At 72.9% G+C, this 12,697-nt stretch carries 11 protein-coding genes; 5 read left to right on the top strand and 6 right to left on the bottom strand.

What is annotated here, in order from left to right:
• Nucleotides 1–64 precede the first annotated feature (64 nt).
• The 3 genes from ACFYW3_RS02655 to ACFYW3_RS02645 form a co-directional block, all read right to left on the bottom strand.
• A complete protein-coding gene (locus ACFYW3_RS02655; RefSeq protein WP_389385310.1) occupies nt 65–2,173 on the bottom strand; it encodes an MDR family MFS transporter in 2,109 nt (702 codons plus the stop codon).
• Nucleotides 2,174–2,259: 86 nt separating this feature from the next.
• A complete protein-coding gene (locus ACFYW3_RS02650; protein ID WP_389385309.1) occupies nt 2,260–3,609 on the bottom strand; it encodes a 6-phospho-beta-glucosidase in 1,350 nt (449 codons plus the stop codon).
• A 138-nt stretch (nt 3,610–3,747) separates the two neighbouring features.
• On the bottom strand, nt 3,748–4,803 hold the full coding sequence (locus ACFYW3_RS02645; protein WP_389385308.1) for a helix-turn-helix domain-containing protein: 1,056 nt from the start codon (nt 4,801–4,803) through the stop codon (nt 3,748–3,750).
• A gap of 154 nt (nt 4,804–4,957) precedes the next feature.
• Between ACFYW3_RS02645 and ACFYW3_RS02640 the strand changes: the two genes are divergently transcribed.
• From ACFYW3_RS02640 to ACFYW3_RS02630, 3 genes are all read left to right on the top strand, one after another.
• Nucleotides 4,958–5,626 (top strand): helix-turn-helix transcriptional regulator, encoded by a 669-nt coding sequence (locus ACFYW3_RS02640; protein WP_351751415.1) that lies wholly within the window; start codon nt 4,958–4,960, stop codon nt 5,624–5,626.
• A 64-nt stretch (nt 5,627–5,690) separates the two neighbouring features.
• A complete protein-coding gene (locus ACFYW3_RS02635) occupies nt 5,691–6,248 on the top strand; it encodes a toxin-antitoxin system, toxin component (protein ID WP_389385307.1) in 558 nt (185 codons plus the stop codon).
• Entirely contained in the window at nt 6,245–7,426 is a 1,182-nt protein-coding gene (locus ACFYW3_RS02630; RefSeq protein WP_351751417.1) for an MAB_1171c family putative transporter, read from the top strand. Before ACFYW3_RS02635 ends, ACFYW3_RS02630 begins: the two co-directional genes overlap by 4 nt.
• 219 nt (nt 7,427–7,645) lie before the next feature.
• On the opposite strand, the gene ACFYW3_RS02625 is transcribed toward ACFYW3_RS02630, so the two are convergent.
• Together ACFYW3_RS02625 and ACFYW3_RS02620 are read right to left on the bottom strand one after the other, a co-directional pair.
• A complete protein-coding gene (locus ACFYW3_RS02625; protein WP_351763848.1) occupies nt 7,646–8,422 on the bottom strand; it encodes a hypothetical protein in 777 nt (258 codons plus the stop codon).
• Between the two features lie 45 nt (nt 8,423–8,467).
• Nucleotides 8,468–9,064, bottom strand: a complete 597-nt coding sequence (locus tag ACFYW3_RS02620) for a hypothetical protein (protein ID WP_389385306.1) — start codon at nt 9,062–9,064, stop codon at nt 8,468–8,470.
• A 317-nt stretch (nt 9,065–9,381) separates the two neighbouring features.
• Between ACFYW3_RS02620 and ACFYW3_RS02615 the strand changes: the two genes are divergently transcribed.
• Complete coding sequence (locus ACFYW3_RS02615; protein WP_351763735.1) at nt 9,382–10,692, top strand: sensor domain-containing protein; 1,311 nt, start codon at nt 9,382–9,384, stop codon at nt 10,690–10,692.
• Nucleotides 10,680–11,348 (top strand): response regulator transcription factor, encoded by a 669-nt coding sequence (locus ACFYW3_RS02610; protein WP_351763733.1) that lies wholly within the window; start codon nt 10,680–10,682, stop codon nt 11,346–11,348. Before ACFYW3_RS02615 ends, ACFYW3_RS02610 begins: the two co-directional genes overlap by 13 nt.
• Here ACFYW3_RS02610 and ACFYW3_RS02605 read toward each other — a convergent pair.
• Nucleotides 11,266–12,576, bottom strand: coding sequence for a glycosyltransferase 87 family protein (locus tag ACFYW3_RS02605; protein WP_389385305.1), 1,311 nt, complete (start codon nt 12,574–12,576; stop codon nt 11,266–11,268). The genes ACFYW3_RS02610 and ACFYW3_RS02605 overlap by 83 nt on opposite strands.
• Nucleotides 12,577–12,697: the final 121 nt, after the last annotated feature.

Genomic DNA, 12,697 nt, shown 5'->3' with positions numbered 1-12,697 from the left:
ACACCCGACCCCACCGACCGCTCGGCAACGGAGCACCCGCCCGGATCGGCGACAGGCCCTTCGGTCAGGTCGCCGCCCCCGCGGTCGGCCTCGGCCTCGGCGCGAAGTTGCCGTCGCCCAGGTCCTCCGCCAGCAGCCGCTTGGCGATCGCGTCCGCGGCCGCCCGCAGTTCCGCGCTGCGCGGCCGGCCCCGGTCCTTCTCCAGTTGGTCGCCGAGCCAGTCGCCCCAGGCGCGTGAGATGACGCCCGCCTCCCGCTCCCCCGCCGGGGTCAGCGAAACGAAGTCGTTCTCCCGGGTCAGGTACCCCTCGTCCACCATCCGTTCGAAGACCGGCAGCAGCACTTCCGGCGGGAGCGAGCGCCGCGCCGCGACCAGGCCGAGGCTCGCGTACCCGACCGTCCGGATCAGCAGGTCCACCTGCATCACCGCCCACACCCCCGCGATGTCCAGGCGGGTGTCCGAGGCGTCGACGATCCCGCGCGCCGTGTCCGCCCCCATGTTCCGTACGAGTTTGCCGACGGCGAGCTCCAGCAGCTTCGCCGAGTCCCCTGAGGCCGTGGCCGGCGAGCCGAAGCCGTCGCCCATGTCGGTCGAGCCCGCCCGGGCGCTGTCGCGCAGCCGGACCTGCTTGAGGAAGAGGGCGACGACGAACCCGAACAGCGCGACGGGCACGGTCCACAGGAACACCGTGTGCAGGGCGTGCGCGTACGCCTCGATGATCGGCTCGGCCGTCGCCGGGTCCAGCCCGTGCACCCCCGCGGGGCTCTGCGCGGCCTCGGCCACCTGCGCCGGGTCCGCCCCCGTGGCTCGCGCGGCCTCCGGGATCGCGGCCTCCAGCTCGGGTCCCAGGGTGTTCGCGTAGATGGTGCCGAAGACGGCGGTGCCGAACGCGCTTCCGAGCGTGCGGAAGAAGGTGACGCCGGAGGTGGCCGTGCCGAGGTCCGCGTAGTCGACGGTGTTCTGCACGGCGATCGTCAGGACCTGCATGGACAGGCCGATGCCGGTGCCGAGCACGAACATGTACAGCGATTCCAGCCAGGAGGCGGTGCCCGGCTCCATCCGTGAGAGCAGGTACAGGCCCAGTGCCATGACGGCGCAGCCCACGATGGGGAAGATCCGGTAGCGGCCGGTCTTGCTGACGGTGTTTCCGCTGAAGACGGAGGCGATCAGCAGGCCGATGACCAGGGGCAGGGTGCGGACGCCCGAGATCATGGCGGAGTCCCCGTCCACGTACTGGAGGTACGTCGGCAGGAAAGTCATCGCGCCGAGCATCGCGAACCCGACGACGAAGCTCAGCACGGAGCACACCGCGAAGACGGGGTTGCGGAAGAGCCGCATCGGCAGCATCGGCTCCGCGGCCCGCGTCTCGACCAGGCAGAAGAGAGCCAGTGCGAGGAGACCGCCCGCGAACAGGCCGATGATGACGCCCGAGGTCCAGGGGTACTCGTTGCCGCCCCAACTGGTGGCCAGGATCAGCGCGCTCGCCCCGATGGCGATCAGGGCGATGCCCAGGTAGTCGATGACGGGCTTGCCCTCGGCGCGTACCGACGGGATGGTGCGGGCGGCCGCGATGACGACGAGGATCGCGATGGGGACGTTGACGTAGAAGCACCAGCGCCAGGTCAGCTGGTCGGTGAACAGGCCGCCGAGCAGTGGTCCGATGACGGTGGCGACACCGAAGACGGCGCCGATCATGCCCTGGTATTTTCCGCGCTCGCGCAGCGGGACCACGTCGGCGATCAGCGCCATCGCCGTGACCATCAGGCCGCCGGCGCCGATGCCCTGTACGCCGCGCCACACGATCAGCAGGGTCATGTTGCTCGCGAGACCGCACAGGAAGGAACCCGTGATGAAGATGACGGCGGAGAGCTGGAAGATCAGTTTTCGGCCGAAGAGGTCGCCGAACTTGCCGACCAGTACGGTCGAGACCGTCTCCAGCAGCAGGTACGAGGTGACCACCCACGACATGTGGTCGCCGCCGCCGAGGTCGGCCACGATCGTGGGCAGGGCGGTGCCCACGATCGTCTGGTCGAGCGCGGCCAGCAGCACGCCCAGCATGATCGTGCCGAAGACGACGTTGCGCTGCCGCCGGTCGAGCACGGGGGGCGCCGCGGCTACGGCGGGGGCAGTGGTCACATCTCGCACTCTCACAGCGCGCCCGGCACGGCGCATGCGGCGCTGAGCCGTACGGCTGACCTCGACGCGTCACGGTGCGAGCCGCCGGAGTACGACCCGCCGGGCTCACCCCCGGCGCCCCGTCAGCGCAGGTAGGCCAGCCCCGGGTGCTCCGCCGCGTACCCGTCGAGGAGGCGGCGGGCCACGCCCACCGAGTCCACGAGCGGGTGCAGGGCGAAGGCCTTGACGGCGCTCGCCCGCGAGCCGCTCGCCGCCGCGGCGAGGACCTCCCGCTCCACCGCCTTGACCGAGGTCACCAGCCCCACCGCGTGCAGCGGCAGGGGGGTGACGCCCACCGGGTGGGCCCCGTTGGCGTCGACCAGGCAGGGCACCTCGATGACCGCCTCGGCGTCGAGCACGGACAGGGTGGAGCCGTTACGGACGTTGAGGATCAGGGTGGCGCGTTCGTCCCGGGCGATGGCCCGCATCAGCGCGAGAGCGACCTTCTCGTAGCCGCCGGACTCCAGATCGCTCTCGTCGCGGTCGCCGACGCCCGCGGCCTCGCGGTTCTCGGCCATGTACGTGGCCTCGCGTTCGGCCCGGGTGCGGTCCCAGGCCGCGAGTGCCGCGCCGGCGGGCCGTCCGGGCAGGGCCGCCTCGGCGTAGAACCCGCGTTGCCGGTCGCGCAGGAAGGCCCCGCGGGTCTGCTCGACCTCCTGGTAGGCGCGTACGGTGTCGCGGTTGAAGTAGTAGTAGTGGAGGTACTCGTTCGGGATCGCGCCGAGCGAGCGCAGCCATGCGGCGCCGAAGAGCCGGCCCTCCTCGAAGGACTCCAGGGCCGCGTCGTCCGCCAGCAGGCGGGGCAGTTCGTCGCGTCCGCCGACGCGCAGCCCGCGGACCCATCCCAGGTGGTTGAGGCCCACGTAGTCGATCCACGCCTCCTCGGGTCGGGCCCCGAGCAGGCGTGCGATGCGCCGGCCGAGCCCCACCGGGGAGTCGCAGATGCCGATCACCCGGTGTCCGAGTTCCTCGGCCATCGCCTCGGTCACCAGGCCGGCCGGATTGGTGAAGTTGATGACCCAGGCCTCGGGGGCGATCCGTGCGATCCTGCGCGCGATCTCGCGTACCACCGGCACGGTCCGCAGGCCGTACGCGATCCCGCCCGCGCCCACGGTCTCCTGCCCCAGCACTCCCTCGGCCAGGGCGATCCGCTCGTCGACGGCGCGGCCGTCGAGGCCTCCGACGCGAAGGGCCGAGAAGACGAAGTCGGCTCCTCGCAGGGCCTCGTCGAGGTCCGTGGTGGTGACGACGTTCGGCGCGTCCGGTACTCCGGCGGCCTGGTCCGCGAGCACCCGCGCCATGGCGGTGAGCCGGCCGGAATCCTCGTCGTACAGGGTCACGTGGGTCACCCGGCCCTCGGCGTGGTCGCCGAGCAGGGCTCCGTGGACGAGCGGTACGCGGAATCCGCCCCCGCCGAGGATGGTCAGCCGCACGCTTCTACCGCCCTTCGCCAGCGCCACGATCGGCGACACGAATGCGGAGGCGCGTCCCGCGCGTCCCCGATCCGCGGCATCCGGGACGCGGCACACGATCAAGGACCCCAGTGTCCCCCGCCGGCGCCCCGCCGGGTATCACCGCGGCGGGGACGGCACGGCGCGCAGGCGCGCCCCCTGCTGGTAGGGGGACGTCGCCACGCCGCGGATCGGGCCGGTCGGCAGTCCCTGTGGCGCCGACAGGACGAGGGTGATCCGGGTCAGCCCCATCCCCTCCAGCATGCGGCTCGTTTCGGCCACCATCCGGCAGCGCACCAGACCCCAGCCGGGGTCCGGGTGGCGCACGGTCCGTACGGCCCCGTCCAGTTCGGCGGCGGCCGACCCGTGGGTGCTCAGCCAGTGGGGGACGCCGTACCGGTAGGCGGCCTCCATGAACGGGTCGCGGGCCACCTCCTGGCGGATGCTGCACAGCCCCTCGTCGTCGGGGGCGGCGGCCAGGGCGTTGGCGAACTGGGCCAGGAGCGGGACGCACCAGGCCGGTTCGTGGTCCTCCAGCACGGCGGCGGCGTCCGGGTGGAACAGGACGAAACGCAGGAAGTTGTCGTCCGGCAGGGCCGTGGGGTGCGGACGCACGGACTGGAAGAGCCGGTCGAAGGCGGAGTTGGTCAGGGCCACGTCCCAGCGGTGGTCCACCAGGAAGCTCGGGTAGGGCACGGCCTCCATGAGGGCCGCGTAGTCGCACAGGTAGTCGCGTTGGGCGGGGTCCTCGGGCAGCCGGTTCTCCTCGGCCGCGCGCCAGGTGGGGGGCGGGTCCCGGTCGACCATGACCCGGAACAGCCAGAAGCACTGCCGCTCGCTCATCTCCAGGGATTCGGCCAGGGCGAGCAGCTTCCGGTCGGGCCACTCCTTGACCAGGCCGCGTTCCCAGTTTCCGTACGCGCGCACGCTGATGCCCAGCCGTGCGGCGATGTCCTCCTGGCTCAATCCGAGTTCTTCGCGGCGCCGGCGCAAAATCTCCTTGCGTCGCTCCGACCGCACTGCGCCACGGGCGGATTCATCGTCCGCCAGGCGCTCCTCACCGGCTCGGGCGAGGCCATCGGACGGGCCCACCGCTGCGAGATGTAGCACCGAGAGCTCCCCCTCCTCACGGTCTGGATCTTCATTTCCGTGTGGCGATCCTGCTACCGACTTCATTCGAGTGTCAACTATTGTGGCAATTCCAGCCTCTTGGCAGCTCATTCCCGCCACAGCTGTGGCAAGTTCTGGCCCTGCCGCGAGAGACCGGATAGATTCCCTGAGGCCGACTCACGTGCCTGTACCGACCTCGCGCGATCTAGGAGAACCACTGGTGACAGACGGCTTCCCGGCTCCCGTCGCGGTGGCCAACGTGTCTCTGGCAGCCACCGTCACGCGGGTAGCCGAACTCGCGGGCAAAATGGGACGCGACCTGAACCAGGTCTTCGACCTGCGCAAGCTCTCGGACGCCTCCGGCGTTCCCACGGACGTGGTCAAGACCCTCCTCGACGGCCGGCGCGCCGGCGAACCCGATCTCCAGACCCGCTTCCTCCAGCGACTGGACCTGCTGCGGCGCACCCGCGTGAAACCCAACGGCCGCCGCTACACTCAGCAGGAGATCGCGGACGGCGCGGGCATGTCCCGACAGCAGGCGGGAGCCTTGATCAACGGCGACCGGCGGCCCACCATGGAGCACTGCGACGCCATCCAGCGCTTCTTCGGGGTACACGCGGGCTTCCTCACCGCCCACGACGCCGATGCCCTGACCGACGCGCTCCAGCGGACCGAACAGCAGTTGCTCCAGGACTTCGCCGGACGCGAACGGCAAAACGTACCGGCCGAAACCGCTTCGACGGGCGATCCGCTGGCAAGACTCCTGCAGAACCACGGAGTGCGGGGCATCGCCTGGCGCGCCGCCCAACTGCCCAGCGACAAGCACCGGGACAAAGTGACCGAATGGCTGGACATGCTCCTGGAAAGCGTCAAACCGAACGAATCATGACCCAGTCGAAAGTCTGGATCTGATCCTTGAGTCCTGATCCGGATCCGCGCCGACGGGGAGAACGGTGAGCATAGGCAGAGAGCAGCGGCGGTTGTGCGGGGAACTCGTGGCCGGCCTCAAGCTGACCACCCCCGTGGAACCTGTGGACCTCTACGCCGCCCTCTGCGAGGGCATGAGCAGACACCGCGGCCGCCCGGTGCAGTTCCGGATGGTCCCGTTCCCCCAGGGGACGGCGAGCGGTCTGTGGCTCGACATGGCCGACCGCGATCTCGTGGTCATCGAGGAACGCACGGCGCCGGACCACCAACTGGTGATCCTCGGCCACGAGCTGTGGCACATGAAGGCCGGGCACTGCAGTCACCACGTCGACGGAGCCGCCGTCGCCGCCCGCATGTTGACCGACGAAGCCGACCTGGGCGAGACGGTTCGCCGGGTCGCCGCGCGCACCCGCGCCGACGACCAGGAGGAGACCGACGCGGAATCCTTCGGCCTCCTTCTCGGCAGCCGGTGCCGGACGTGGCTGGCCGGGTCCTCCGGCCAGCGCGCACCCGCGCAGCGCGACCAGTTGGCGGGCCGTATCGAGACCTCCCTCGGCTACCGGGGGCACAGGAACGAGCATTGAACGGACAGGACTACTACATACCGGCCGTCGCGATGGCGATCTCCCTCGTCTTCAAACTGCCGGCACTGCGGACCAACTGGCGTGACCCACTGCTGCGCTCGGTCTGCTTCCTGCTGCTCCTGGCCGGATCCGTCTTCACCTTCGCCGCCCCGCCCACCATCGGGGCCGTCAACCGGTGGACGGGAATCACCAACTTCTCCGCCCCCTGGGTCTACTCCCTGATGACGGCCTTCAGCGCTTCCTGCCTGGTCCTCCTCCTCAACTGGCGGGGCGGACCGGCGCAGGAGATCCGGCGCGTCTCCCGCCTGTGGATCACGGGCTACGCCCTCGTGGTCGCCGTCATCATGATCCTGTTCGCCCTCGGTTCCACCCCCGTGGAACGGCTGCGGGACTTCGACACCCACTACGCGAACACCCCGTACATCAACGCGATGATCGCCCTCTACCTGGTGGCGCACTTCGTGGCCGCCATGACCATGGTGACGATGTGCTGGCGCTGGTCCCTCCAGGTGCACGGCTGGCTGCGCAGCGGCCTGGTCATCATCGTGTGCGGGTACGCGCTCAGCCTCACCTACGACGCCGCCAAGATGTCCGCGGTCGTGGCCCGCTGGACCGGACACGACCTCGACGACCTGAGCACCTACGTGGCCCCGCCGCTCGCCGCCGTGGGCGCGCTGATCAGCGCCGTCGGGTTCGTGGTACCGCTGCTCTGTCAGCGCGTGTCGGACAGCCTGCACGCCTGGTCGACGTACCGCCGCCTGGGCACGCTCTGGCACGAGGTCCAGCGCGCCGCGCCCGCCGGCGTCCCCGGCGTGCGGATGTCCTGGTGGTCACCGGCCGAGATCCGGGTGATCCAGCGCGAGTCGGACATCCACGACGGTTTCCTGCGCCTGGGACCCTGCTTCGACCGGCGGCACCGGGACCTCGCCTACGAACGGGCCCGCGCGGGCGGGGAGGACGAGGTGACGGCGCGCGCCGTGGCCGACGCCGCGATGGTCGCGGCGGCCGTACGCGCCGACGTCGGCGACGAGGGCGCCTGCGCCGGCGACGAGGGCGAACGGGTGCTGATCACCGCCGAAGGAGCCCGTGACCTCGTACGGATCTCCCACGCGCTGCGGCACTCCCCCGTGGTGGCGGCGACGCTCCGGCAAGCCGCCCTGTCCGGAACCGGCCCGTAGGCCGGCCCCGGACGCGCCCGACGAGACGGCCTGCGGCCACAGCACTAGGGCCTGTCGTCAAAGTGTCGTCCGCCTCGCGACGCCTGGCACGCACTCTCGCCGCACCGGGCGAAAGCCCAAGTACGTCCAGTACGCGGGCTTCCGCCCGGCACGCCGAGAGCACGCACCAGACGCCGCGAGGCCGCCCTTCGGGCGACGACGCCACTGTGACGACAGGCCCTAGCGGGAAGCCGCCACCGACAGCGCGGGGAAGAGGTCCTGGAAGGGCCCGGCGGAGTCGGTCCCGTCTCGGCCGTAGGGCGCGTCGAAGCTCCACACCATGAACAGCAGCATCACGATCAGCGCGCTGAACAGTCCCGCCAGCAGCAACTCCCGCCCGGAGCGGCGGATCTGGAGGGTGAAGATCAGCCCGACCGTGACCACCCCACCGACCAGCAGACCGAACCACACGACGCCCGGCAGCGTGGACTCGTCGCTCTGCAGACGCGAGTGGCGGGCGTCGTCGGCGGTCGCGATGTGGTCGAGCAGCGGCTGATAGGCCTGTGCCTGGAGTTCGGTGGTCGGGCTCTGGTGGGTGACGTCGCCGCGCAGCGTGCCGAGCAGCCGCGCGCCCTCGGCGGAGGCGGCCTCGCCCGAGGTCAGGAGCGGCCAGTCCACGGCGACGGTGTGGGCGACGTACGCGTTCACCTCGCCCCGGATCCGGTCGCGGACCGGGGCCGGGTAGACGTCGGCGCGCTGGGTCACCTCGTACAGCGACTGGGCCTCGCGGCGCACGCTGTCCTCGGCGGTGCCGCGCGCCTCCCAGACGCCCGCGATGGCCAGGCCCAGGACGATCGCGTAGACCACGCCGACCATCATCGTCATGTACTCGATGACGTCGGGGGTCTCGCTGGTGTCCTCGTCGGCGGCGACCCGGCGGTGCCGGATCGTGGTGATGGTGAGGACGAGGGCGCAGACGAGCGCCATGGCGATGGCCAGGACCAGCCATTCGGACACGAGGAATCTCCCGTTCGGGGGTCGGTGGGAAGGGGGGCAACAGCACTAGCCGCGGCCCTTGGAGCGGGGGCGCAGCGCGGCGGCGGCGAGCACGGCCGGGGTTCCCACGACGACCATGAGCATCATGGCGGACAGGCCGTCGGGGCCCCGGCGTTCGGACGCCGAGGGGTGGTACGGGCGCGTACGGAAGGCACTGGTGAACTCCGTGGCCGTCCTCGCCCGGACCGGAACGGGCGCGGCCGCGGGTTCGTCGGGGGCCGCGGGCGGGACGGCGGCGGGCGCCCCCGGCCGGGCCACGGCGGCCGGCGACCCGGCGGGGAGCGCGGGGGCGGCGCGCGGGCGCTCGGGGGCGGCGGGGAGGCCCGGGGCCCGGCCCGGGTGGTGCGCGGTCGGCCCGGCGCCGGGCAGGGTCACCCGTACGGGCGGCCGGACGGCGGGCGGCACGACGGCCGGCACGGACGGCGGTCGGACGGCGGGGGGTTCACCGGCGGGCGGCCGGATGTGCACGGACCCTCCCGGTACGCACACGTCCACCCGGGCGCCCCGCCCGTGGCCGTCCCCGGCGACGGCCACGTGCCCGTGCAGCGGACAGAGGGCGCCCACCAGGCCCGCCCCGGCGACGTACTGCCATGCGGTCACCACGCGGCACGACCTCCCGATCCGTTCGTCAGCCAAGACCAGCGGCAGCGGGTCACGGCTGAAGAAACGATCACGGCGCGGCTTCGACACGCGGCAGACAGGTCAAGATCTTGTACGAAAGGTCACCTCGGGCTTCGGCGGCCCGGCCCGCCCTCACCCGCCCCGGCTCATCCCGTCTCGGCGTCCACCTCGGCGTCCACCTCGGCGTCGACCGATGATCGGCGGACCGATTCCGGCAGCCCGGCGGGGCGGTCCCGGTGTCGGGCCCGGCCGTGTGACACGTCCCGGGGACCGGCGGAGCGGTCGCATAGGCTGCCTGTATGTCCGCTTCCGCCGCCCTCCCGGAGCCGCCCCGGGAACCGCCCGTCGCCGTGTGGAGCGTGCTGCGGCGGCCGGGCCGGTTCCTCATGTCCTGGTGGCCCTGGCGCTGTTGGGGATACCTCGGCACCGGATCCGTCCTGGGCTACGCCGTGTTGCTCGCCCTGCTCGGGCTGGTCGGTCTGGGGCTGCTGCTCGCCGTCGTCGGCGTCGGGCTGCTGCTGCTGACCGCGGCCGCGACGCTGGGCGTGCCGCTCGGGCGCCTGGAGCGGCGGCGGCTGCGGTGGGTGGAACCGGCGCCGGTCGCCGACCCGCACGCCCCGCTCGCCGGCGCCCGGATGTCCGCCCGGCTGCGCACCCGACTGCGGGAACGGTCCACCTGGCGGGAGTTCGGGTACGCCGTGCTGCTCGGGCCCGTCTTCGGGGCGGCCGGCTTCGGGGTGCTCGCACTGCTCGCGTTCTCCCTGATCCTCGTCGCGACCCCGGTGTTCGTGTGGGCCGTCGCCCCGGACCACGTCATGCTGATCCCCGGCCGGGCGGTGTCCGGCCCGCTGGAGGCCCTTGGCGGCACCGCCGTCGGACTGTTCGGGCTGGCCGTGTCCGGGTACGCCGGGGCGCTGCTCGCCGGGGCGCAGGTGAAGACCGTACGGCTGCTCCTCGGCCCGCGCGAGGAGGACGCCCGGGTGTGGGAACTGACCCGCTCGCGGGTCCGTCTCGTCGACGCCTTCGAGGCAGAACGGCGGCGCATCGAAAGGGACCTGCACGACGGGGCGCAACAGCAGTTGGTGGCCCTGAGCATGACGCTGGGGCTCGCCGAGATGGAGCTGCGCGAGGTCCCGGGGGCCGCCGACGCCGCCGCGCTCGTGGCCCGGGGGCGCGGCGAGGCGCGGCTGGCCCTGGAGCAACTGCGCGACCTCGTACGGGGAATCCACCCTCGGGTGCTCACCGACCACGGTCTGGCCGCCGCCGTCGCCGAGGTCGCGCAACGTCACCCGGCGGCCGTGACGGTGGACCTGGACCTGCCCCGGCTGCCCGAATCCGTCGAGATCACCGCGTACTTCACGGTCACCGAGGCCCTGACGAACGCGGCCAAGCACAGCGGGGCCGCGCACATCGGCATCGCCGGTAGGGTCGAGGCGGACCGGCTCACTCTCACCATCACCGACGACGGCCGCGGCGGGGCCGATCCCGGCGCGGGAGCGGGCCTGGCGGGTCTCGCGGACAGGGTGGCGATGTTGCAGGGCAGGCTGGTGGTGTCCAGTCCGGTGGGTGGACCGACCGAACTCCGGGTGGAGGTGCCGTGCTCCGGCTGATCCTCGCCGAGGACTCCGTGCTCCTGCGGGCCGGTCTCACCGAGTTGTTGACCCGCGGCGGCCATCAGGTGCTCGCCGCCGTCGGCGACGCCGATCAGTTGGTGCGGGCCGTGGAGGCGGAGCGGCCCGACGTGGTCGTCACGGACGTGCGGATGCCCCCCGACTTCCGGGACGAGGGGCTGCGGGCCGCGCTCGAACTGCGTTCCCGGGACGCCTCGTTGCCGGTTCTGGTGCTGTCCCAGTACGTGGCGACCGCGTACGCGACCCGGCTCCTCACCGGCGGCGGGCGCGGGCACGGCATCGGTGGGCTGGGCTACCTGCTCAAGGACCGGGTCGGCGAGGTCGGCGAGTTCCTCGACGCGCTGGAGCGGGTCGCCGGCGGGCAGACCGTCCTCGACCCCGAGGTGGTGCGGGTCCTGCTGAGCGCCCGGACGGCGGACCTGCCGCTGTCGCGCCTCACCCCGCGCGAGCGCGAGGTCCTGGCCCTGATGGCGGAGGGGCTCAACAACCAGGCGCTGGCGGCCCGGCTGTTCGTGACCGAGGCGGCCGTCGTCAAACACGCGAGCAGCATCTTCATGAAGCTGGACCTGGACCCGACGGAGGGGAACCGACGGGTCCTGGCCGTACTGGCCCACCTGCGGGGCGTACAGGCCTGACCGCGCCCGGCGCCCCCGCGCCCGGGCAGCCGCCGGTACGGGTCGGGGGCGGCGATGCCTGACCGGCCACCGACGGCCGCCCGGAGCCCGCGACGACGAGGGAGCGGGACGGGAGGGTCATCGAGCGGGCCCACAGGGAGAGCACCAACGGCAGCGCCAGGTACCCGAAGCGGCCCGCCGGAGCCAGCAGGAAGGCCGCGGTGAAGCCGATCGCGAGGCGGTCGGCGGCGGCCCGCAGCGTCCGGGGCGGCCGCGTCACCAGCGAGGCGGCCACCGCGAGGCCGCCCGCCGCGAGCAGAGCCATCGTCAGATACCAGCCCCATGGGCCGAGTTCGGCGAGCAGACGACCCGGCAGGGGGCTGCTCGCCGGGGTCGGCACCTCGGCCCGGCCCGTCGGGAAGGCGAACACCTGCCCCCACATCTGCGCCGGTTGGAGCAGCGCGCTCGGCAGCACCAGCGCGGCCGTCCCCAAGGCCGCCACCAGGGCGCAGCGCACCGCGGCCCGCCGGCCCCGAGCGGCCGCGAGGACGGCGACCGCCACCGCCACGGCGGGCAGCGCCGTCCACTTCAGCGCGCACGCCCCCGCGAGGGCCGCCCCGGCGAGCACGGGCCGGCCGGCCACGGCAGCCGCCAGGGCCAGACAGCACAGCCCGGTCAGCGGCAGGTCGACACCGCTCACGACCAGCGGCAGCGCAAGGACCGGCGAGGCCACCAGCACGGGCAGCAGGGCCCCGGACTCCGCGCCCAGCACCCGGCGCCCCGCCCACCACCCGCCGAACAGGGCCGCCGCGCACCACGGGCGGGCGTCGCCCGTCGGGCCGGGCAGCACGCTCGGGACGCCGAAGGCCGCCATGCCCGGCAGGTACGGGGTGTAGTCCTCGACCCGCACGGGCCGGTCCACGTACATCCGCCCGGAGTCCAGGAGGAGGCGCCCGGACCGCTCGATGACCGTCACCTCGCTCTGCCCCTGCCCGGTCAGCACCAGCCACAGCAGCGGGACGGCCACGGCGCCCGTCAGGGCGACCGCGACGGCGGCCCCCGGCCGGCGGGCGGCGAGGCAGGCCGCGCCGAGGTAGCCGACGGCGGCGCACCAGCCCCAGAGCCGGTGCGGGGCGAGGGTGGAGAACAGCGGGAAGCCCAGGGCCCACGTGGCCGCGAGCAGCCACAGGGCGGTCATCCGGGGCGCGGTCCACCAGGAGGCGGGGGAAGGGGGCGGGGAAGGGGTCATGGGTCCATTGGAGCCGCGCGCCCCCGGTGGGGTCCGCACGCCCAAGTGGACACTTCGGGGTGGGGTTTCCCCTACCCTCCCCCGACCCGCGCCGGACACGGGTGAGGGGCGCGACCCTCAC

This window comes from Streptomyces sp. NPDC002602, from assembly GCF_042889445.1.
Taxonomy (GTDB): domain Bacteria; phylum Actinomycetota; class Actinomycetes; order Streptomycetales; family Streptomycetaceae; genus Streptomyces.
Note: the sequence above shows the minus strand (reverse complement) of the source record. Positions and strands in the feature narration are given on the sequence as shown.